The following is a 20,088-nucleotide window of genomic DNA, read 5'->3' on the forward strand; positions in this document are numbered from 1 at the left end:
AGGCAAGACCGGCGGCACCGCCAGCGGCTTGGCCTCCTCCTTCGCCAGCCCCTGTGCGCCGGCTCAGGCGGCCAAAGCGTATTGCACGAGGGGCGAACGATGAGCACCAACGCGTTGTGCGACGCCTTCGCGAGTCGGCTCGGCCCCGCCAGAAAGACGCAGACGCAGACCCAGATGCAGATGCAGACACAGTCTCTGCTGCGGTTTCAACAGACGGCCGCGACGCTTGCTGCTGGCCGGGACATGGCCATGCTCCGCGGCCAACAAGGAGGTCCGGCATGACCGCCAGCATCGACAGTTTCGCCACCGGCCCGATGTGGGCCGGCTTCATCGCCTTCGTCATTGCCATGCTGGCGCTGGATCTGTTCGTCTTCGGCGGCCACAAGTCGCACAAGGTCTCCGTCAAGGAGGCTCTGGCCTGGGTGATCGCCTGGGTCTGTCTGGCGCTTGCCTTCGCCGGCCTGCTCTGGTGGTACCTCAACGGCACGCTGGGCGCCGAGGTGGCGCACAAGAAGACGCTGGAATTCCTCGCCGGCTACCTGATCGAACAGTCGCTGTCGGTCGACAACATGTTCGTCTTCGTCATGATCTTCGGCTACTTCGCCGTGCCGCCCGAGTTGCAGCGCCGCGTACTGCTCTACGGCGTGCTCGGGGCCATCGTCATGCGCGCGGGAATGATCCTCGCCGGCGTCTGGCTGGTGACGCAGTTCGCCTGGATCCTCTATGTCTTCGGCGCCTTCCTGGTCGTCACCGGCATCAAGATGTTGATCTTTGCCGAAGCCGAGCCCGACCTCGAGCGCAACCCGCTCTTGCGCTGGTTGCGCGGGCACCTGCGCATCACGCCGAACTTCCACGGCGAGTCCTTCTTCGTGCGCCAGAACGGCATCCTGTGGGCGACCCCGATGTTCCTGGTCCTGGTGCTGATCGAGGCCAGCGACGTGGTGTTCGCGGTGGACAGCATCCCGGCCATCTTTGCCGTGACGACGGACCCGTTCATCGTGTTCACCTCGAACATCTTCGCCATCATGGGTCTGCGCGCGCTGTACTTCCTGCTGGCCGACATGGCGGATCGATTCCGTCTGCTCAAGTACGGTCTGGCCATCGTGCTGGTCTTCATCGGCGGCAAGATGCTCGCCACGCCCTGGTTCCACATGCCGATCCAGTGGTCGCTGTCCATCGTCGGCAGCATCATCGCCGTATCGGTCGTGGCCAGTCTTGCCCTGTCGAAACCCCATGCTGCCGCCGCTGGAGAAGACGCATGAGCCAATTGCCCGATCTTCCCGTCCCCATCACTTCCGAGCGCGACAACGACGGCCGCCTGGTCGGCCTCGCCTTCGACAGCGTGCCGCCGCCGGCGACGCCGGAAACGAATCCCTGGCTGGTCGCGGTCGACGGCTCGGACAGCGCCCTGCGCGCCGTCGCCCATGCCGCGCAGCAGGCCCAAACCATTAACGCCTGCGCTCTGCATCTCGTGCATGTGCAGCCGTGGCTTTCCAGGGAAGCCGCAGAGGCGAAACTGGCGCACCGCGCCTGGCTGGCCACCGAACGGGCGCGCGCGCTGCTCGACGCGAAAGGACATCCGTGGCGGCTACATGTCGTGATGGGTGACGTTGCCGAGGGAATCCTGCACCTGGCCGGACAGCTTCAGTGCAGCCGCATCGTCATCGGCAGTCGCGGTCTCGGTGTCACGGAAAGCCTGCTGCTCGGGTCCGTAACCAGCAAACTCATGCACCAGGGTGGTCCAGCCTTGGCGGTAGTGCCATGAACATCGCTGTCCTCAGCTTGCACGCGCTGCCGGTCGACGCCGCCCCGCCAGCGCCGATTTCTTGAGAGCCCCTTTCTTCAACCACAGGAGACTGTAATGCACTATCCGAGAACCCAGGACGTCGCCCTGCCGCACGGCGGCGCCGCATCCATCCTCGCCACCAACAAGGTGATCCGCAACACCTACATGCTGCTGTCGATGACGCTCCTGTTCGCCGCCGTCACCGCCGCCGCGTCGGTGGCGCTGAAACTGCCGCATCCGGGCCTGATCATCACGCTGGTCGGCTTCTTCGGCCTGTTGTTCGCCGTCCATAAATTCAAGGACAGCGGCTGGGGGATTCTCTCCATCTTCGCCCTGACCGGTTTCATGGGCTATACGCTCGGCCCCATCGTCAGCCGCTATCTCGGCCTGCCCAACGGTGGCGAAATCGTCATGCAGGCGATGGGCGGTACCGCCGCGATCTTCATCGGGCTGTCGGCCTACGCCCTGACGACGAAGAAGGACTTCAGCTTCATGGGTGGCTTCCTGATGGTCGGCATCCTGCTCGCCTTCCTTGCCGGCCTGGCGGCGATCTTCTTCGAGATTCCCGCGTTGTCGCTGACCGTCTCGGCCGCCTTCGTGCTGCTGATGTCCGCACTCATCCTCTATGAAACGAGCAACATCATCCACGGCGGCGAGACCAACTACCTGCTGGCCACCGTGACCCTGTTCGTCGCCATCTTCAATCTCTTCACCAGCCTGCTGCAACTGCTCGGGTTCATGAGCGGGGACGATTGAGAACGATGTCTGCCCTGATCCAACGCCTGCGGGCACTGGTGCCCAGCCGCGAGCAACTCGCCGCCAACCCCTGGCTGCGCGGACTGGCGCCCTATCTCGCGGATCCGAAGCTGTGGCACTGGTCGCGCCGGGGCGTCGCCATGGGCGTGGCGATCGGCCTGTTCATCGGCTTCCTGATTCCGCTTGCCCAGATCCTGCTCGCCGCTGCGGTAGCGGTGTTCCTGCGCGCCAATGTGGCGGTCGCCGCCGCCGGCACTCTGGTGACCAACCCGCTGACCGTTCCGCCCATCTACTACGCCGCCTATCACCTGGGCGCCTGGGCGACGGGTGCTTCCCCCACAGCAGCGATCTCCTTGGCTGACCCCACCAGTATCGGGGCAAATCTCGGGGCGATCGGCATACCGCTGTTCGCCGGCCTGGCGATCGCGGCCAGCTTCGCCGCCGTCGCCAGTTACCTGCTGATCTCCCAGGTATGGATCTGGCGCGTCTCCACAAAACGACGGAGTGCTCGCCCATGAGGCTGTTTTCGCCGCTCTACCGCCGCGCCATGGTCTGGTCGCGGCATCCGCATGCGCCCTGGTACCTGGGCGGCATGAGCTTCGCCGAGTCCTCGTTCTTCCCCATCCCGCCCGATGTGATGCTGGCGCCGATGTGCCTGGCGAATCCACGCCAGGCGTGGCGTCTCGCCCTGCTGACCACCCTGACGTCGGTGGCCGGCGGGCTCTTCGGCTATGCCATCGGCCACCTGGCCACCGACGCCGTCCTGCCGTGGTTGCAGGACAGCCGTTACTGGCCGGCCTATCAGACCGCCGTCGAATGGTTCGGGCGCTGGGGTTTCTGGGCGGTGTTCATCGCCGGTTTCTCGCCGATTCCCTACAAGATGTTCACCATCGCTGCCGGCGCCCTGTCGATGGCCCTGCTACCCTTCACCCTGGCTTCACTGATCGGGCGCGGCGCGCGCTTCTTCCTCGTGGCTGCCCTGATGGCCTGGGGCGGTGCGCGCATGGAAGCGGCCTTGCACCGCCATGTGGACCGCCTGGGCTGGGCCACCGTCGCGCTGCTCGCGCTGGTCGTGCTGGCGTATCGCTGACATGAGCGCCAAAGCCAACATCAGCGACCTCCCGGCCCCCGACGGGCGCCAGCGGGTACGCGCCTGGATCGAACAGCCGCGTGTGCAGAACTTCATCATCGTGCTGATCCTGCTCAATGCCGCCCTGCTTGGCCTGGAAACCTCGGCCGGCGCGATGGCGGCGGCCGGCGGGCTGATCCTTGGGCTCGATCGTGCCATCCTGGCGGTGTTCGTCGTCGAAATCGTCTTGCGCCTCCATGCCCACCGTGCGGCTTTCTGGCGCGACCCGTGGAGTGTGTTCGACTTCGCCGTAGTCGCCATCGCGCTGGTCCCCGCCATCGGCCCGCTGGCCGTACTGCGCGCCCTGCGCGTGCTGCGCGTGCTGCGTCTCCTGACCATGGTACCGTCGATGCGGCGCGTGGTCGGTGCCTTGCTCGCGGCGATTCCGGGGCTGGGCTCGATCGTCCTGGTGCTGCTGATCATCTACTACGTCTTCGCCGTGATCGCCACCAACCTTTTCGCCACGACCCACCCGGAATGGTTCGGCGACATCGGTCGCTCGCTCTATACCCTGTTCCAGATCATGACTCTGGAAAGCTGGTCAATGGGCATCGCCCGTCCCGTGATGGAGAGATTTCCCTACGCCTGGGCTTTCTTCGTGCCCTTCATCCTGGTCGCCACCTTCACCATGCTCAACCTGTTCATCGCCATCATCGTCAACGCCATGCAAAGCTACAATGAGGCTGAGCAGCACGCTGCAAACGAGGCTGTAGACATGGCGCGCCAACACATCGAAGCCGACCTGCATGCCGAAATGCGCGGCCTGCGCGACGAAATCCGTGAACTGAAAGCGCTGCTGCCGACCACCGCCGCATCGCCACGCTGAACCACAGCCCAAGGAGAAACCATGAAACGCATTGTCCTGTTCCTCGCCACCAACCTGGCCATCGTGCTCGTTCTGTCCGTCACCATGCGCCTCCTGGGTGTCGAACCCTACCTCAACGCCAACGGCCTGAATCTCACCTCGCTGCTGATCTTCGCCGCGGTCATGGGCTTCGGCGGTTCCTTCATTTCGCTCGCCATTTCCAAGTGGTCGGCGAAGAAAGCCATGGGCGTACAGGTCATCGAGACTCCCAGCAACTCGACCGAATTCTGGCTGTTCGAGACCGTGCGCAAGTATTCGGCGGAAGCCGGCATCAAGATGCCCGAGGTCGGCATTTACGACGCGCCCGAGGTCAACGCCTTCGCCACCGGCATGACCAGGAACAGTTCGCTGGTCGCGATCTCCAGCGGGCTGTTGCAGCAGATGTCGAGGAGTGAAGCCGAAGCCGTCATCGGTCACGAAATCGCCCACGTGGCCAACGGCGACATGGTCACGCTGGCGCTGATCCAGGGCGTGGTGAACACCTTCGTCATGTTCCTCTCGCGCGTTATCGGCCACCTCGTGGATCGGATCGTGTTCAAGACCGAGCGCGGCCAAGGGCCGGCCTTCTTCGTCACCATGATCGTTGCCGAGCTGGTGCTGGGCGTCCTGGCCTCGATCATCGTCATGTACTTCTCGCGTCAGCGCGAATTCCACGCTGACCGGGGCGGCGCCAGCCTTGCCGGGCGCCCGAACATGATCGCCGCGCTGGAACGGCTGAACTCGCTGCATCCCGGACCCCTGCCGGACAAGCTGGCTGCCTTCGGCATCAGTGGCGGTGGCGGTGGTGGCATCAAACGCCTGTTCATGACGCATCCACCGCTGGAGGAACGGATCGAGGCCTTGCGTCGGCAAGGAACTGCCTGATAGCGAGAGTCAGGACGACCGAGTCAAAGCAGGCCCGCACCCGGATGACGATCCACGTCGGCGACGTGGCGCTGCGCGAGCGCAATGCCATCCTCGCCGAGTATTCGCCGGAGCCGACCGGCGCGTCCGTCCAGTACGAGCTGCTGCGCAGGACGGCGCCCTACCTGACGCCGGCCGTCGATGCGCCGGACGCCGCCTTCAGCGTCGTGCTCTTCGGCAAGGACGTCAGGCCGCCGCCGCGCTGCTTTCTGGCGTGGCCGCCGTTGTGGGCCGACAAGGTGAACGAGGGCGCGCTGCGGCAGAAGCTGCCGGTCGACGGCCACCCGCGGGGCGTGTACCGGATGGCCGCACCGTCGCCGCACGATAAGGCGTTCTACGAGGCGTTCGCCATCCGCGCCGGCGACCGCATGTGGCTCGACCCGAACGACCGGTGACGATTTAGTAAAGGCATGCCATGAAGACGATGACCACGCGGGCGCTCGCCGCCTCGGCAGCTCTGCTCCTGGCCGGCTCGCTCCTGGCCGCCGAGGGGCCGCCACCCCCGCGCCGGGAGCGCGTGGCCTTCGCCCAGGGCGCATCGTCGGCGACGATCAAGGGCAGCTTGAAGGGCTACGCCGAAGTCGACTACCTGGTACGGGCGGCGGCCGGCCAGACGCTGCAGGTGAAGCTGCAGGGGAGCAACCTCCAGAACTACTTCAACGTACTTCCCCCCGGCTCGGCCAACGCCGCGATGTACGCCGGCAACATGAGCGCGGAGCAGTCCTGGTCCGGCGTCCTGCCGGCCGACGGCGACTATGCGATCCGCGTCTACCTGATGCGTCCGGCGGCGCGCCGGAACGAGTCGTCGAAGTACGCGCTGAGCGTGGCGGTGACCGGCAAGCCGCTGCCGCCACTGTCCGCGGCGAGCGACGCCAAGGTCGCCGGTAAGGCGTACCACGCGACGGCCAGGGTGCCGTGCACGCTGCCCTACCAGCCGGACGTGAAGGCGTGCGACGCGGGCGTCATCCGCCGCGGCAACGACGGCACCGCCACCTTCGAGGCGATCGGTAGCAGCGGGGTGCAGCGGCGCATCCTGTTCGTGCAGGGCAAGCCGCTGGCCGCCGACACGATGGATCCGGTGACGGCCACGCGGCAGGGCGACGTAACGGTGGTCAAGGTCAGCGACAACGAGCGCTACGACATTCCCGATGCCTTCCTCAATGGCGGCTGAGATTGATTCGCTGCTCCGGGAGGAGACGCTCGCGCACTTGGCCGATCTGTCGCCCCTGGTCGCAGAAGGGTATGATGTACAAAATACTGCACAGCTTGTGCGGCACAGGAGGTCACAATGGGTATTTCCGCAAGCGACGTCATCCCGCTCTCGTACGCGCGAGCGAACTTCTCCGAACTGGCTGACGAGGTCAAGGGCGGCGCCGAGAAGATCATTACCAAGAACGGCGAGAGTTACATTGCCTTGATCGACGCCAACCGTCTGGACTACTACCACCAACTGGAGCGTGAGCGCATTCATCTCTTGCTGATCGACGAGGCTTCCAGGGGACTCGACGACGTTGCTGCTGGCAAGGTGAAGGACGCCCGCAGCGTGATCCAGGCCATCAAGCGCCGTCGCAGCGCCTGAGTCGCAGCCGGGACTGCTTGTGCCGAAAGAACCTGTCGTCAAAGTCACGGCGAATTTCGAGCGCAACCTTGAGGGCATCGAACTATTCCTGGCCGAAGCAGAAGCGCCGCACGCCTTCGACGGCTTGCTGGATGAACTGCTCGCCACGGTGATTCCCAACCTTGAGCGCTTTCCCGAAATGGGCAGGCCATTCCTGGCCCGCCAACCGCGTTCGGTCGAGACCACCAATGCACTGGCAGCGCTGCGGACAAAGTTGTCGGCACTGACAGCGGACGCAGAAGCCTTACGCGAGTACGTCCTCAAGGACTACGTGCTGCTCCACGCGCCGATTGGCGGAGCGATCTACGTGCTCGCCATCAGGCATCAGCGGCAACTTTCCTTCGACTTCGAAGGCCATTGGGCAAGATAGGCTGACGCCAAGCAGCTCGACGCCGCCCTGTTCGCAACCGGCAAGCCGCAACCCGCAACCCAAGGGCGCCCGCCAGCCACTCAAGCCATCGCCGCCGGCAACCCGGTCCACACGATTCCCGCCGGCAGGCTGGCGCGGCCGATGCGACCCTGGAAACCGCGTAGCGGCAGCGCATAGCAGCGCACATCGTCGGCGCGCGGGTCGATCAGCTCGCCGATCTCTTCCAGGCAGCAATCCTTGTCGGCTTCGCTGCCGATGAGCAGGAAGATGCTGTATTCGAGCGGCGTCGCATGCCGGCACATCCGGCGATGGATGCGCAGCAGGCGGCGCGGCTCGCTGATGTCGTAGCCGATCACGAAAGCCAGCGCCGACCTCTCAGAAGCCATCGCCCGTCTCCTCGTCGGCAACGCCGGCATCCGCAGCGGGGTCGCCGATCGGCGGCGAGCAGGGCGCCTCGACCGCAGCCGCCTGCATGATCGCGCTCGCCACGTCCGACACACTCTCGGCGAGCAGCTTGCGCAGGCGCGCGGCGACCTCCTCCCATTCGCCGTAAAAGCGCGCGCGTCCGGCCTTGCCGAGCAGGCAGCCGCTCTCGGTCGTCGAGAAGCCCTCGGCGCGCAGCTTCTCCGAGCGAAACAGCATCAGCGCGTGCCGATCGACCTCGACGCGCAGCGGCTCGACGAGGTCGCAGGCCAACGACTCGCGACCGAAGTCGAGCGCGTGATAGAAGCCGACGAAGGGATCCAGCCCGGCGCCGTAGAGCGCCAGCACCGCCTCGGCGTGCAGCAGCGTGTAGCCGAGCGACAGCATCGCGTTCACCGGATCGCGCGGCGGCCGGCGGTTGCGACCGCTGAACTTCAGGCGCTCCGGCAGCAGATCGGCAAAGCCCTCGAAGTACGCCGCCGCGCCAGCGCCTTCGAGGCCGCGCAGCGACCCGAGCGAGCCTTGCTCGTCTACCGCCGCGATGCTCGTCGCCAGGCGCCGCAAGCTCAGCGTCAGCAGGTAACGCGAGTGCGGCTCGCTGTCCCGGCGCTCGGTCAGGAAAGTGGCTTGCGCGCGCAGCTTCGCCTCGACGATCGCGCGCGCAAAGCGCAGACAGAAATCGCCATCGAGCGACAGCCGGTATTGCGCCACCCGCCGCGCCGCGTCGTTGTGCGGGCGGCCGAGCAACATCGTCGGCACCGCCTTGCGGCCGGAGAGGACGACCACGCCGATGCCGCGCTCGCCGAGTTTGCCGAGCAGCGCCGACGACAGCGTCACGTCGCCGCGCATGAACACGCGCGACAGCGGCGCCAGCGGCACCGTGCCGATGCGCTCGCCGTTCTCGTAGAAGACCAGCGCCTCGCCGTCGGCCTTCAGCGTCACGCCGCGTCGATCCACATACAGGCTTGTCATCGCTTCACTCCCGCAATCAAACGATCAGAAAAACATCGACCGGCGGCTGTATCGCCCGCCCCAGCATGTCGCGCGTCATGCGTGGATCGAGCTGAAAGATGTGCACCCGGTCTTCGCCGGGATCGATCAGCTCGCCCAGCGTGAGCCGGACCTCGCGCAACTCGGCCGCCGTCAGCCAGCACTCGAAGAACGACTTCTGGCCGCCGATCTTGTAGGCCATGAGGAATTTGTGCACGCGCCGCCGGATCTTCGTCTCGCAGACGTCGTAGCAGACCAGGAACAGGGTTCGCGCCGCATCACTCATGCCGCCACGATAGGCCGCCTGGGCGTCGATGTCAGGCGCGGCAAGCTTGCCGGAGTGGGTGGGCGTGCAGGAGAGGGGGCGTCACGACGCCGCAAGAGCGGGAGCGAATTTCGCCGCCAGCGCAGGCGGCGCTCCGTGCATCAGAACCCGGCAACCTGCGGCGACACGTCACGTGGTCCCGCGCAAGTACCTATCGACGTGAATATCGTCGAACGAACACAGCAGCCCACCCCGTTCCGTACGTTCGATGAGGCCCAGGGTCACCAGGACGCCGACGTCCTGGTGAACGCGCTTCACGTCGCGCTCCAGTCGCTGCGCCAGTTCTCGTACGGGCACTTCCCCCAAGCCCTGCAGAATAGGCAGGATGCCCCAGCGGCGATCCGTCAGCCTCCCAGAAAATGCCGACGGCGGAAGTGCGTCAGGACCCCGCCAGATCACCATCTGAATCTTCGTTCCATCGTCGAGATCAATCGACGCATCAATATGGTGCGTGATTCTATCGCCGACATGGATCGCTTCATCATCGCGATGGAGTGGTCCATCTTCATGATGGAGTGGTGCATCAAGATGGTGCGTCGTTCCGTTTCGGCGATTGATCAGCGCATTACGGTGGTGCGTCGTTCCATGTTTGCCATGGAACGATCCATCGTCGGCAAGGAATCGTGGCTCTTCGGCAATCCGCCATGCGTTGCGGTGATCCATCGTTGGCTGCCGTCGATCGGCGGGCGACTGGCGCCGCCGCGCCGGTGCGCCATTGGCGGTGGCGGTGCCCTGCGGCGAGTGCGGCGACGGCCCGGAACAGCGCGTTGCTCACGTGTCCAGGCCAGGCCGCTCGCGTCAGCCGGGTGCGGCGACCTTTCTGGCCCTGCGCGCGAAGCGGCGGCCGAGGTCGTCCAGTGTCTCCTCGAGCGCGCCGGTGCCGACGTTATGGACCTTGGCGTACTGGTAGACCAGCAAGGCCGCGGCGTAGGCTTCGCTACCGGCAGCAAAATAGGTGTCGTCGACCTTGCGCAGCAACGTCTGAACGGCGTGGTGCAGCGGGTAGATGTCTTCGACCAATTCAACATCCGCACGGAATTCTGCGAGGCTCAAGCTCGCGGGCAGGATTTCAGGGTGCGCCTCGGCAACGGCAAGCGCCTTGACGACGAAGGAGCGATTCATTTCACCGAACTTCGGCATCGCCGCCCGTTCTTCGGTGCTCAGGTTGATCAGGAAAGGCAGGGCTTCGGCCAGCGTGGCCAGAGCCGCTTGCGCCTTCTCGCGCTGCTCGGTGGTGAAGACGGCGTCAATACGATTGGATGGCATGAGTTCTCTCCTTGGGTTCATCAGCACGAAACCATTTCGCGCTGCGTGGCATTAGAAGGGAGTGTCTCACGGCCTGTCAAGAGCGGGACGAGAGGTGGGAAATGGCCGCGTTCAGCGTCTTTGGGGGGTCGATGAATCCGTAGCGCCATCCGCGAGGCGACGGTCTTCCGCTATTCCGGCCCATCTCGTGTTTCTGCTATCTGCAGGAAGCCCGCTCTTGGGCACGCCCTGCGCGACACGCTCGGCCAGTTCCGTCGCAACCAGCGCGCAAGTCGATACGTCAGACGACGGACTCTGCTGGCAATCCTCGTGATTCCAGGGCGGCTTGGTGACTCCCACAGACTGCGTCGACTGATCTACCCAAGTGGTCTCAATCCCTTTGATTTCAGGGCTGGTTACTGACTCAAACAGCTTCATGTCATGGGAACAGGCTGCGGGTCTCAATCCCTTTGATTTCAGGGCTGGTTACTGACCTGGCTCGCACGTCGCCAGCACGCCTTGGGTTAGTCTCAATCCCTTTGATTTCAGGGCTGGTTACTGACAGATTCCACTGATTAAGGAATATCTCCTCTCACGGTCTCAATCCCTTTGATTTCAGGGCTGGTTACTGACTCAAATCTGCAATAAGGAAAACTGGAAGGCTCGTCTCAATCCCTTTGATTTCAGGGCTGGTTACTGGCACATCCTGGCAAGCGGCATGACGCAATCCGAGTCTCAATCCCTTTGATTTCAGGGCTGGTTACTGACGGCTATTTGGTCAATTCAAAGGCATTGGCCGAAACGTCTCAATCCCTTTGATTTCAGGGCTGGTTACTGACCTTCTCTATACAGCAGTGACTCGGGCAGCAGAGTCTCAATCCCTTTGATTTCAGGGCTGGTTACTGACTGATACAGGAAGGAGTATAGAATGGACGTAGATCGTCTCAATCCCTTTGATTTCAGGGCTGGTTACTGACTCAGAGCGGAAACCTGAAGATGAGTAACGTGGCATCGGTCTCAATCCCTTTGATTTCAGGGCTGGTTACTGACGGCCAGCGGCGTTGATCAGGCCGTCGCATTCAGGGTCTCAATCCCTTTGATTTCAGGGCTGGTTACTGACATTGCACAGATTGCACAGGCTGCACAGATTGTAAGGTCTCAATCCCTTTGATTTCAGGGCTGGTTACTGACCGGCGTTATCTTTTCCGTCAATGCGGTTGTTCTTGTCTCAATCCCTTTGATTTCAGGGCTGGTTACTGACGGAAGACCCAACTAAAGAAGAGGCGCTGGCCAGTCTCAATCCCTTTGATTTCAGGGCTGGTTACTGACGGCGGTGACCACTACATCACGCTATCTGTGCAGTCTCAATCCCTTTGATTTCAGGGCTGGTTACTGACTGGACTCGGCGGCAAAGACCAGACGCGGGCCGAGGTCTCAATCCCTTTGATTTCAGGGCTGGTTACTGACAGAAACGGGAGCCAAGACCATGACCACTACCGCGAGTCTCAATCCCTTTGATTTCAGGGCTGGTTACTGACTCAGAAACGTTCTTCAGCGGCGTGCTCTTTCGCTGTCTCAATCCCTTTGATTTCAGGGCTGGTTACTGACGTGGAGTCGCTTGAAGGCCAGGTTGCGAAGTTGCGGTCTCAATCCCTTTGATTTCAGGGCTGGTTACTGACAAACCATCGCACACATACGAAAGGATACAGCGAGTCTCAATCCCTTTGATTTCAGGGCTGGTTACTGACGGCTGTCTCTTGTCAAGCCGACGCGCAGCAATCGTCTCAATCCCTTTGATTTCAGGGCTGGTTACTGACGTATGTTCAAACGAATAATCGAAGAGCTGGTTTCGTCTCAATCCCTTTGATTTCAGGGCTGGTTACTGACGGAGAATCTTCCAATGAAGGTTCTTGTTTCTTTGTCTCAATCCCTTTGATTTCAGGGCTGGTTACTGACGGAACTGGGAGAAGCGTTGGCGTTCCAAGGTACGTCTCAATCCCTTTGATTTCAGGGCTGGTTACTGACCAAGGCATGGCGTACGCACCATGCGGAAAACCTCGTGTCTCAATCCCTTTGATTTCAGGGCTGGTTACTGACGCTGAGAAGGCGCGTGTAGTGTCCGTGTCAGGGCAGTCTCAATCCCTTTGATTTCAGGGCTGGTTACTGACGAGCGTGTCAAGCTGTGCGGCCGCTGTATCCCGCGTCTCAATCCCTTTGATTTCAGGGCTGGTTACTGACCCTGCGAGATTGCCGCACCGAGAGGGTGGCAACGTCTCAATCCCTTTGATTTCAGGGCTGGTTACTGACAGAGCTTCGCCAGGATGTTGATTGGGCGTACCTGGTCTCAATCCCTTTGATTTCAGGGCTGGTTACTGACAAATGGCTTTTGTATGCGTGGCACCTATTGACGAGTCTCAATCCCTTTGATTTCAGGGCTGGTTACTGACCCAATCGCTGATCGAGGACTGAACCATGAGCACACGTCTCAATCCCTTTGATTTCAGGGCTGGTTACTGACATTTCGACTTGGCTTGATAGTCCATTATAATGTCTCAATCCCTTTGATTTCAGGGCTGGTTACTGACACGACGACAAACAGCGCACGGCGCACGGATTTCAGTCTCAATCCCTTTGATTTCAGGGCTGGTTACTGACAGTTTGAAGCCCTCGTTGTCGAATCCAAAGCCGCCGTCTCAATCCCTTTGATTTCAGGGCTGGTTACTGACGGTTGGAAAATGCTGCAAAGGAAAAAGCCGCACTCGGTCTCAATCCCTTTGATTTCAGGGCTGGTTACTGACCGAGGTTGTGCTTTACCGGTGCGTGCCGATCGGGTCTCAATCCCTTTGATTTCAGGGCTGGTTACTGACGACGATCGAGCAAGAGGCGATCGATCTGGAAAGTCTCAATCCCTTTGATTTCAGGGCTGGTTACTGACCCGATTGGTATTGGCATGGCCATGGGCTACGGGTCTCAATCCCTTTGATTTCAGGGCTGGTTACTGACCGCATTCGGCCCAGCAAGGGCTGCCGCCTTCAGGTCTCAATCCCTTTGATTTCAGGGCTGGTTACTGACAGCCGTGTCTCGCACGGCCGCACGAGACACTTTGTCTCAATCCCTTTGATTTCAGGGCTGGTTACTGACGGTGAAGACCGTTGCACCTGCCGCTGCCGCTGACGTCTCAATCCCTTTGATTTCAGGGCTGGTTACTGACATCAATTGGTTCCCGTTAGCGAGCGGGTATCTATTCCGTCTCAATCCCTTTGATTTCAGGGCTGGTTACTGACTGCGCTGTATGCCACAGAGCCAAACAGGGAATTTTCGTCTCAATCCCTTTGATTTCAGGGCTGGTTACTGACGTCGGCACGTGGTGCATCAGATCGGGCAACGGGGTCTCAATCCCTTTGATTTCAGGGCTGGTTACTGACCCGGCAGTGGCGTCCCCTACTCGACCCTGACCGTCTCAATCCCTTTGATTTCAGGGCTGGTTACTGACCTATTTGCTATGTCTAATATGGTTACCGTTTCCGAGGTCTCAATCCCTTTGATTTCAGGGCTGGTTACTGACTGCCGGGCTCGGCGAAGGCAAGCACATTGCGCAACGTCTCAATCCCTTTGATTTCAGGGCTGGTTACTGACCTCGTCACCATTTCCGTAGCCGAACGGTTGAGCAGCGTCTCAATCCCTTTGATTTCAGGGCTGGTTACTGACGTGCAGAAGCGATCACATGATGCCTGGGCCGCCGCGTCTCAATCCCTTTGATTTCAGGGCTGGTTACTGACTCCTCGCGCTGGCTCGCACGTCGGCGGCGCGCCTTGGTCTCAATCCCTTTGATTTCAGGGCTGGTTACTGACCTCTGGTGTTTTGCCGAGCCGACCGGCCAGGATGTGTCTCAATCCCTTTGATTTCAGGGCTGGTTACTGACAAAAAAATGCCTGAAATGCGGGTTCAAATTCCTGAGTCTCAATCCCTTTGATTTCAGGGCTGGTTACTGACTCTGCTGCGAGCGCCGGCCGGCGCCGCATGCAACGTCTCAATCCCTTTGATTTCAGGGCTGGTTACTGACTCAAAGGCCGCGCAAACTGAGCCGGTCAGCCCTGGTCTCAATCCCTTTGATTTCAGGGCTGGTTACTGACGCAAGGGCTGCCGCCTACCAGGCCTCGGAATTGCCGTCTCAATCCCTTTGATTTCAGGGCTGGTTACTGACCAACAATGCTTTACGGATGCGAACTCCCCGAGGAGTCTCAATCCCTTTGATTTCAGGGCTGGTTACTGACTCGCGCTTCCTTTGCTGCCAGGATCCGGAGTCGCGGTCTCAATCCCTTTGATTTCAGGGCTGGTTACTGACTGGCTCAGCCGGGTGCGTCAGACAAAAATTCGGTCTCAATCCCTTTGATTTCAGGGCTGGTTACTGACGTGTACGACGACATCCAAGGCGGCCCGGAAGGCGTGTCTCAATCCCTTTGATTTCAGGGCTGGTTACTGACCACTCGCTAATCCTCTGCCGGAACAGATTATTTTTGTCTCAATCCCTTTGATTTCAGGGCTGGTTACTGACGCATATAAACGGGCTGCGCACGGCAAACGGGTCTCAATCCCTTTGATTTCAGGGCTGGTTACTGACACACCCACAGCAGCCGCGGCGGCACGCATGGCGGAGTCTCAATCCCTTTGATTTCAGGGCTGGTTACTGACAGACCGACACCGGCCAGGCGGAACCTGGGGCGAGACGTCTCAATCCCTTTGATTTCAGGGCTGGTTACTGACGTAGCGCTGGCCATGATGGGAGTAACGCAAAAATTGTCTCAATCCCTTTGATTTCAGGGCTGGTTACTGACTGCACCTACGGGATTCTGGCTTGCCTTTCAAACACTTGGCGGAGGCGTTCGCAGCTTTTCTCCTCGGCCTCGGAGATGTCTCCTGGCACGCGCTGCGCGAGCTTGTATCCGCCAAGTCCGAAAGCCGCTTCTTTACCGACGTGCAACCACTCTCCAAGCTGTAGCAGCGGCGCGAAGGGGGCCAGTTTACCCTCGAAGTGCCAGGTGCCGACGACACCGCCAAGGCTCATCTTCTGCCGCTGTCGTGACGAGAAGCGGGTCCAGTCGAGCCAGGCCAGGTTTTTCTCGTCGCGAACACTTGCGCAGGCAGTGCCCAGGGCTGCGAAGTCTTCCACCAGGGGACCCGCAGAATGGAACTCGGCAAGCAGACTGGCACGGCGGGCCAGAGCCATGAGCAGTGTTCGTGCCTGCAGCTTTTCGGGTGGCAGGGCATGGCCGTTCTGCTGCAGCCGCAAAGGCGTCTCGAAGCGGAGTGTGGCGGTGCTGGCCAGCCCATCGTCTGCTTGGCCGACAAGGGGAATTACCTGCGCATGCGCGGCGATCGTGCCGATCTCCGGGCGGTGGATTTCCTCATCGCCGGTCGCGCTGCAATGGACGACGCGAACGAGATCCGCCGTGCCGTCACCGGCGCCGACGCCACGCCCGAGCGCTCGTCGCCAGGCGAGGATGATCAGCGGCAATTCCTGCAGCGCCCGGCCGATCAGGACGTGGTGAAAAGTCAGCGTCTCGCCGGCGGCGAGCACGCGGCTGCCCCAGGCCGGCGGCTCGATGACGTAGGGGGCCGGAATCTGCGAGAACTTCTGCAGGCTGTGCGCCGCCGGTGGCGGCGGCGCGAAAATCGCCGGATACGGGCATGAACCGATAAGCGGGCAAGCGGCACATTCCTTCTGCCGAGTCATGCAGGCGAGTTGCCGCAGCGCATGGCCGAAGGCGCCGCGCAACATCGAACCCGAATAGTCGGGCAGCCGAATCGGCTGCCGGGCCTGGAATTCGAAGCGGTAGCGGGCGACCGGGAAGGAGGCCGCACGGCTCAGCAGGTGCGCAGTGTTGATGCCTTGCTGGTACTTGGGTTGCTGCTCGGCGCGGAGGTTGGCGGACGGTTCGAGTTCCATGCGGGTCTGTCTCATCGGCTAGAAAAGCTTGTTGCGCAGTTCTTTGAGGAGCTTGCGCAGGCTGCTTTCGTCGGCGATTATCTTGGCGCTCTCGTCTGCCTGCTCCCCATGCGATCGGACGCCGTGCGCTAGAGCATTGCGCAGGTTCTTGAGCTGCGCGGCCGCCGGTGTTGTCTTTCTGACATTGTCGAAGGCGTCGTCGCGTTCCTTGGGGTCGGTGTCATTACATTTCGCGGCGAAGCAGGTACGAGTGACGAAAGACTCGTACAGGAAGGTGGCGGCGCGCAGATAGTCGCTCCGTTTGAGGTAGGCGTCGGCGAGGGAGAGTTCACGGTCGTGGCGCGTTGGCCCGCGAAACCAGCCGATGCGCTCCTTTAGCGTTTCGCGGAAAAGTCCGCCGAGTGGGCCGTCGTGGATCTCGATCGAAGGAAACACTCTCCTCAGGTTCTTCACTGCGAGTTCCGGATTGCTGGTGCGTTCGCAGTAAGCGGCGTCGGCCAGCAACTTGGCGCGCCCCTCGGGCATGTCGTCCTTGACGAGCAGCGGCTCGAAGACACCGTAGTCCCCGTCCTTGTCGTAGGTGGCCAGTGCGTCGACCCAGTCGAGCATGGCCAGCAAACCGCCAAGCCTGAGCACTGGCGTTTCGCCTTCAGGCGGCGTCATCTCCAGCGCGCCATAATAGATTTCCTCGACTTCGACGCGAACGACTCTTCCCAGATAGCGTGCGGCCACCAGCGCGAGCATCGGCAGGTGGCGAAAGCCGTGCGTGACATCGATCCAGAGGCGCTCGCCGGGCTGTAGGACGGCCGCCAGGCGACGCAGGATCTCGGCTTGTTCGGCCCCGTCGCGGGCATAAGGGATAAGCAGGCAGTCGACGGGGATGCCGAGCCGTTTGGCGAGTTGCAGGCGCGGCAGGTTGAGGAGGTGCTCACTGACGTTCCCGGCGGCGACAGCGTCAATCAGGGGCAGCATGGCGTCGCCCTCGACACCTTCGCGGTCGAAGAAGATTTCCCACATGCTGCTGGGCGTGCCCAGCAGAATCAGGCGATCGGGTTTCAGAAACTTGGTCAGGGCCAGTCCGAAGAATGTCTCGGCGTACGCGACATCGGCATTGAAGCGGTAGGTGGCCGTGCGGTAGCCCTTCCGCGGGTCGCCCTTGCCAAGAAAACTGATAAGTGTGGTCATGGTCATGCTCCGGGTTGCCGATCGTCGAAAGTGATCAATCTAGTTACTCGCCTTTTGGCTGTCAGCCCACTTTGGCGGACGCAGCTCATGATTCCAGCGCGTTCAGCCAGGCCTGAAACTCCTGCTTACGCTCCTTCTTGCCTGGCCAGCCGGTCCACTTGATGACTTCGCGTAGCAGCGCGGCGGCCTCACGGCGCGCGGTCTGGTCTTGCCATTCCACAGCCTCCTGGAAGAGTTTCAAGCGTTCCTGGTCGATCGGTGAACCTGGCTGGTACTTTGGTTTTGCCTTCGCAGTATCGAAAGCGCTGCGCAAGACAGCGATGCGGCCACGGGCAACCTCCAGTTCCTGCTCTTCCGGCGAGAGTTGCGCGCGGCGCGCCGCCTCGGCTGCTGCTGCTGCCTGCTGTCGCGATTGATCCTCCACGCGCCGCCGCTCGTCCGCAGCCGCGGGATCTTCGGCCAGCGCGCCGTAGCCGACTGTGGTCTTGGCACCGAAACCCAGCCAGGTAAAGGCGTGTTCGATGATCCGGTCGAGGGTGGCCTTCCAGTCGGGGCACTCTGCCGGCAGGCGTGCTGGATCGCAGGTGAGTACGAAGCGGAAGGCAGAGCGCGCGGGGACAGCCAGAAAGGGAATCGGATTGGGTTTGCCGGCGTCGTGTGGCGTGCCCTTGTTCTGGTAGTAGTCGCCGAAGTGGGGTGTCATGATCTCGACGACAAGGCTGTCCCCGAACGGCTGCGGACAGACATCCCAGCAGGTCAGCGCGCCACGCAGCGCGTCGGCGCCTTGCAGTTCCTGGCCGAAGAGCACGTCGATCAGCGGTTGCGTGATCGCTGCATCGCCGTCGTCCCGCAACTCGTTCGCTGCCTGACGCAGCACGCCCTTGACGCCGCTGCCGGCGAGGTAGGGCAGGCCGTAGGGCGAGATGAAAGCGAAGCCGTTGTCGACCGGGTGTTCGAGTCCGAGTCCGGTGGCGAAGGGTGCTGTCGACACGGCGTCGATGATGTGGCGCTGCGGTTCTGGCAGAGTCATGGCGAGGGCGTGCTGGCGGCGGCGTAGTGCGCCAAGGACCGGGAGGGCATCGCCGAGGGCCAGGCACTGACCTAGCGCCTCGGCTTTGCCGTTCTTGGCGATTTGCCAGTTATCCTGCTGCCAGATCTCGAAATAGAGATTGAAGCGGTGGCCGGGCGGACAATGGCGGAAGCCGGCGGCGGCCTTGACGACGTATTCGGGAACGGCGGCGACGTTCATCGTGCGTCCTTCACGGCGTCGGCAAACTGGCGTAGCCACCGGAGCATGGCCAGCGTTTCGTCAGTGGCGCGCATCAGACGCTGTGCGTCGGCCTTGAAAAACTCGTTCATCGCCAATGCGAAATCGGCGGGGACGATCTGACGCTTTGCCAGCCAGCCGAGCACGTCTTCGAGAAGGACCGATGCGGCACGTTCGTTGCTGCCGGTGCGGGAGCGGTAGTAGGCGAGTGTCGCCATCAGCCCGTTGCCCATGATCAGTGCGGGAGCGCCCTTGACCATCTCGCGGTAGCCGTCAACCACGGTGTTGCGGTTCGCACGTTCCCAGGCGTATTGCGCACGCCGTTGGTCGAGGGTGTTCATTGGCGATCTCCCGAGGCGGCATGGATGACAAGCAGGCCGCGGCCGGTGGTGGCGTCGCCGCCGACCTGCAGCAGGTGGTCGTGCAGCCCGCAGCGCTCGCCCTGGTCATGGAGCACGGCGGCGAGCACGCGGTCGGCGTCGTAGAGGTCGTCCTTGCCGGGGCCTTTGCGGCGCTCGACACTGGCGAGCAGCAGACCGACGAGCAGCGACTCGGGTGGCAGGTTCTCGGTGTAGAACAGCGCGCCGTCGGCCGCCGCACCGGTCTTGTCGTCGATTCTGACGTGCGCTTCGATAACCGTCGCATTGCGGACGAAGTGCCCGAAATCCGTGTCCGAGAGCACGACGAGGTCATTCTTCAGTTTGTTGCGAAAGAACTCGTGCTCGGCACCGGGTGGCAGAGCATTCGTGGCCAGCCAGTCGGCGACGACGGTGACTTCCGCATCCGCTGCCGCGGCGAAATCGAACACTTCCAACAGCAGGCGTTTGTCGGACAGGATGGCCGCACTTGCAAGCCGAGCCTTGCCTTCGTCGACGCTTGGTACGGCCCATGCCGCAGTGCTTCCGGCGAGGCGTTTGAGTCGAGCCAGAGCGCTCGGGCAGGTGGCGTGGACGAAGGTGTTGCGCAGCGAGCGCACCGGGAAGGTGACCAGTGTGGCATCGCTGAAGGCGATCGCGCCGGCATGGTCGGAGGCGTTGCGCTCGGGTCCGAACAGGCGGCTGATCAGCTCGTTATCCTGCCAGGTACGCGTGAAGTGGTGCCGCACGGCGCCCTTCAGGCCGGATCCGGCGATCAGCGGATGGCCGGTGTGGACTTCGCGCTGAATGGGGTTGTCGATGACGCCGATCGCCTGACCGGCGCCCATGTGGACGGGGCTGACGCAGGAGTAGAAAACGAGTTGCTGGGCTTCGAACATGGAGATGGCCTTTCGTCGAGGATC

Annotated in this window: 21 protein-coding genes and 1 CRISPR repeat array; of the genes, 11 read left to right on the forward strand and 10 right to left on the reverse strand. The window is 62.1% G+C overall.

The features are described from left to right. The first annotated feature begins 278 nt into the window (after window positions 1–278). The 11 genes from CAP2UW1_RS10825 to CAP2UW1_RS10870 all read left to right on the forward strand — a co-directional run bounded on the left by CAP2UW1_RS10825 (window position 279) and on the right by CAP2UW1_RS10870 (window position 7,427). Entirely contained in the window at window positions 279–1,262 is a 984-nt protein-coding gene (locus CAP2UW1_RS10825; protein WP_015766665.1) for a TerC family protein, read from the forward strand. Then, window positions 1,259–1,765 (forward strand): universal stress protein, encoded by a 507-nt coding sequence (locus tag CAP2UW1_RS10830; RefSeq protein WP_015766666.1) that lies wholly within the window; start codon window positions 1,259–1,261, stop codon window positions 1,763–1,765. The genes CAP2UW1_RS10825 and CAP2UW1_RS10830 overlap by 4 nt, the downstream gene beginning before the upstream one ends. A 96-nt stretch (window positions 1,766–1,861) precedes the next feature. Next, window positions 1,862–2,542 carry a Bax inhibitor-1/YccA family protein gene (locus tag CAP2UW1_RS10835; protein ID WP_015766667.1) on the forward strand — a complete coding sequence of 227 codons (681 nt, stop codon included), beginning with the start codon at window positions 1,862–1,864 and terminating at the stop codon, window positions 2,540–2,542. A gap of 5 nt (window positions 2,543–2,547) precedes the next feature. Continuing rightward, on the forward strand, window positions 2,548–3,060 hold the full coding sequence (locus CAP2UW1_RS10840) for a DUF2062 domain-containing protein (RefSeq protein WP_015766668.1): 513 nt from the start codon (window positions 2,548–2,550) through the stop codon (window positions 3,058–3,060). Beyond that, on the forward strand, window positions 3,057–3,632 hold the full coding sequence (locus CAP2UW1_RS10845; protein ID WP_015766669.1) for a YqaA family protein: 576 nt from the start codon (window positions 3,057–3,059) through the stop codon (window positions 3,630–3,632). Before CAP2UW1_RS10840 ends, CAP2UW1_RS10845 begins: the two co-directional genes overlap by 4 nt. Window position 3,633: 1 nt before the next feature. Then, window positions 3,634–4,497 carry an ion transporter gene (locus CAP2UW1_RS10850; RefSeq protein ID WP_015766670.1) on the forward strand — a complete coding sequence of 288 codons (864 nt, stop codon included), beginning with the start codon at window positions 3,634–3,636 and terminating at the stop codon, window positions 4,495–4,497. Window positions 4,498–4,518: 21 nt separating this feature from the next. Next, a complete protein-coding gene (gene htpX, locus CAP2UW1_RS10855; protein ID WP_015766671.1) occupies window positions 4,519–5,400 on the forward strand; it encodes a protease HtpX in 882 nt (293 codons plus the stop codon). A 44-nt stretch (window positions 5,401–5,444) separates the two neighbouring features. Then, the gene (locus tag CAP2UW1_RS23730) at window positions 5,445–5,834 is read left to right on the forward strand and encodes a hypothetical protein (RefSeq protein ID WP_049778560.1); all 390 of its coding nucleotides are present in this window, start codon (window positions 5,445–5,447) and stop codon (window positions 5,832–5,834) included. 20 nt (window positions 5,835–5,854) lie between these two features. Next, the gene (locus tag CAP2UW1_RS10860) at window positions 5,855–6,610 is read left to right on the forward strand and encodes a hypothetical protein (RefSeq protein ID WP_015766672.1); all 756 of its coding nucleotides are present in this window, start codon (window positions 5,855–5,857) and stop codon (window positions 6,608–6,610) included. 117 nt (window positions 6,611–6,727) lie between these two features. Further along, window positions 6,728–7,018: a type II toxin-antitoxin system Phd/YefM family antitoxin gene (locus tag CAP2UW1_RS10865; RefSeq protein WP_015766673.1), complete on the forward strand. Its 291-nt coding sequence runs from the start codon at window positions 6,728–6,730 to the stop codon at window positions 7,016–7,018. A 19-nt stretch (window positions 7,019–7,037) separates the two neighbouring features. Then, the gene (locus tag CAP2UW1_RS10870) at window positions 7,038–7,427 is read left to right on the forward strand and encodes a type II toxin-antitoxin system RelE/ParE family toxin (protein ID WP_015766674.1); all 390 of its coding nucleotides are present in this window, start codon (window positions 7,038–7,040) and stop codon (window positions 7,425–7,427) included. 80 nt (window positions 7,428–7,507) lie between these two features. On the opposite strand, the gene CAP2UW1_RS10875 is transcribed toward CAP2UW1_RS10870, so the two are convergent. From CAP2UW1_RS10875 to cmr4, 10 genes are all read right to left on the reverse strand, one after another. Beyond that, window positions 7,508–7,813, reverse strand: coding sequence for a CRISPR-associated endonuclease Cas2 (locus tag CAP2UW1_RS10875; RefSeq protein WP_015766675.1), 306 nt, complete (start codon window positions 7,811–7,813; stop codon window positions 7,508–7,510). Continuing rightward, the gene (gene cas1 / locus CAP2UW1_RS10880) at window positions 7,803–8,822 is read right to left on the reverse strand and encodes a CRISPR-associated endonuclease Cas1 (protein WP_015766676.1); all 1,020 of its coding nucleotides are present in this window, start codon (window positions 8,820–8,822) and stop codon (window positions 7,803–7,805) included. Before cas1 ends, CAP2UW1_RS10875 begins: the two co-directional genes overlap by 11 nt. Before the next feature lie 16 nt (window positions 8,823–8,838). Then, window positions 8,839–9,126: a CRISPR-associated endonuclease Cas2 gene (cas2, locus tag CAP2UW1_RS10885; RefSeq protein ID WP_015766677.1), complete on the reverse strand. Its 288-nt coding sequence runs from the start codon at window positions 9,124–9,126 to the stop codon at window positions 8,839–8,841. A 168-nt stretch (window positions 9,127–9,294) separates the two neighbouring features. After that, window positions 9,295–9,828 (reverse strand): HVO_A0114 family putative DNA-binding protein, encoded by a 534-nt coding sequence (locus tag CAP2UW1_RS23735; protein WP_049778561.1) that lies wholly within the window; start codon window positions 9,826–9,828, stop codon window positions 9,295–9,297. A gap of 135 nt (window positions 9,829–9,963) precedes the next feature. After that, a complete protein-coding gene (locus CAP2UW1_RS10895) occupies window positions 9,964–10,431 on the reverse strand; it encodes a hypothetical protein (protein WP_015766679.1) in 468 nt (155 codons plus the stop codon). A 367-nt stretch (window positions 10,432–10,798) separates the two neighbouring features. Further along, window positions 10,799–15,245: a CRISPR direct-repeat array (repeat unit 36 nt; unit sequence GTCTCAATCCCTTTGATTTCAGGGCTGGTTACTGAC). A gap of 5 nt (window positions 15,246–15,250) precedes the next feature. Continuing rightward, window positions 15,251–16,357: a CRISPR system precrRNA processing endoribonuclease RAMP protein Cas6 gene (gene cas6 / locus CAP2UW1_RS10900; RefSeq protein WP_015766680.1), complete on the reverse strand. Its 1,107-nt coding sequence runs from the start codon at window positions 16,355–16,357 to the stop codon at window positions 15,251–15,253. 18 nt (window positions 16,358–16,375) lie between these two features. Beyond that, window positions 16,376–17,542: a TIGR02221 family CRISPR-associated protein gene (gene csx2, locus CAP2UW1_RS10905; protein WP_015766681.1), complete on the reverse strand. Its 1,167-nt coding sequence runs from the start codon at window positions 17,540–17,542 to the stop codon at window positions 16,376–16,378. Window positions 17,543–17,627: 85 nt separating this feature from the next. After that, the gene (gene cmr6 / locus CAP2UW1_RS23740) at window positions 17,628–18,791 is read right to left on the reverse strand and encodes a type III-B CRISPR module RAMP protein Cmr6 (RefSeq protein WP_015766682.1); all 1,164 of its coding nucleotides are present in this window, start codon (window positions 18,789–18,791) and stop codon (window positions 17,628–17,630) included. Further along, entirely contained in the window at window positions 18,788–19,150 is a 363-nt protein-coding gene (cmr5, locus tag CAP2UW1_RS10915) for a type III-B CRISPR module-associated protein Cmr5 (RefSeq protein WP_015766683.1), read from the reverse strand. Before cmr5 ends, cmr6 begins: the two co-directional genes overlap by 4 nt. Beyond that, a complete protein-coding gene (gene cmr4, locus CAP2UW1_RS10920; protein WP_015766684.1) occupies window positions 19,147–20,064 on the reverse strand; it encodes a type III-B CRISPR module RAMP protein Cmr4 in 918 nt (305 codons plus the stop codon). The genes cmr5 and cmr4 overlap by 4 nt, the downstream gene beginning before the upstream one ends. Window positions 20,065–20,088 lie beyond the last annotated feature (24 nt).

Source organism: Candidatus Accumulibacter phosphatis (assembly GCF_000024165.1).
Classification (GTDB): domain Bacteria; phylum Pseudomonadota; class Gammaproteobacteria; order Burkholderiales; family Rhodocyclaceae; genus Accumulibacter; species Accumulibacter phosphatis.

Bases quoted from the DNA above. Each gene is read 5' to 3' on its own strand.
- CAP2UW1_RS10875 (WP_015766675.1), bottom strand. From the start codon at position 7,813: ATGGCTTCTGAGAGGTCGGCGCTGGCTTTCGTGATCGGCTACGACATC.
- CAP2UW1_RS10860 (WP_015766672.1), top strand. From the start codon at position 5,855: ATGAAGACGATGACCACGCGGGCGCTCGCCGCCTCGGCAGCTCTGCTC.
- cmr5 (WP_015766683.1), bottom strand. From the start codon at position 19,150: ATGAACACCCTCGACCAACGGCGTGCGCAATACGCCTGGGAACGTGCG.
- CAP2UW1_RS10845 (WP_015766669.1), top strand. From the start codon at position 3,057: ATGAGGCTGTTTTCGCCGCTCTACCGCCGCGCCATGGTCTGGTCGCGG.
- CAP2UW1_RS23730 (WP_049778560.1), top strand. From the start codon at position 5,445: ATGACGATCCACGTCGGCGACGTGGCGCTGCGCGAGCGCAATGCCATC.
- cas1 (WP_015766676.1), bottom strand. From the start codon at position 8,822: ATGACAAGCCTGTATGTGGATCGACGCGGCGTGACGCTGAAGGCCGAC.
- htpX (WP_015766671.1), top strand. From the start codon at position 4,519: ATGAAACGCATTGTCCTGTTCCTCGCCACCAACCTGGCCATCGTGCTC.
- cmr4 (WP_015766684.1), bottom strand. From the start codon at position 20,064: ATGTTCGAAGCCCAGCAACTCGTTTTCTACTCCTGCGTCAGCCCCGTC.
- cas6 (WP_015766680.1), bottom strand. From the start codon at position 16,357: ATGGAACTCGAACCGTCCGCCAACCTCCGCGCCGAGCAGCAACCCAAG.
- CAP2UW1_RS10840 (WP_015766668.1), top strand. From the start codon at position 2,548: ATGTCTGCCCTGATCCAACGCCTGCGGGCACTGGTGCCCAGCCGCGAG.
- CAP2UW1_RS10895 (WP_015766679.1), bottom strand. From the start codon at position 10,431: ATGCCATCCAATCGTATTGACGCCGTCTTCACCACCGAGCAGCGCGAG.
- CAP2UW1_RS10825 (WP_015766665.1), top strand. From the start codon at position 279: ATGACCGCCAGCATCGACAGTTTCGCCACCGGCCCGATGTGGGCCGGC.
- CAP2UW1_RS23735 (WP_049778561.1), bottom strand. From the start codon at position 9,828: ATGGATCACCGCAACGCATGGCGGATTGCCGAAGAGCCACGATTCCTT.
- CAP2UW1_RS10830 (WP_015766666.1), top strand. From the start codon at position 1,259: ATGAGCCAATTGCCCGATCTTCCCGTCCCCATCACTTCCGAGCGCGAC.
- CAP2UW1_RS10865 (WP_015766673.1), top strand. From the start codon at position 6,728: ATGGGTATTTCCGCAAGCGACGTCATCCCGCTCTCGTACGCGCGAGCG.
- cas2 (WP_015766677.1), bottom strand. From the start codon at position 9,126: ATGAGTGATGCGGCGCGAACCCTGTTCCTGGTCTGCTACGACGTCTGC.
- cmr6 (WP_015766682.1), bottom strand. From the start codon at position 18,791: ATGAACGTCGCCGCCGTTCCCGAATACGTCGTCAAGGCCGCCGCCGGC.
- CAP2UW1_RS10850 (WP_015766670.1), top strand. From the start codon at position 3,634: ATGAGCGCCAAAGCCAACATCAGCGACCTCCCGGCCCCCGACGGGCGC.
- csx2 (WP_015766681.1), bottom strand. From the start codon at position 17,542: ATGACCACACTTATCAGTTTTCTTGGCAAGGGCGACCCGCGGAAGGGC.
- CAP2UW1_RS10835 (WP_015766667.1), top strand. From the start codon at position 1,862: ATGCACTATCCGAGAACCCAGGACGTCGCCCTGCCGCACGGCGGCGCC.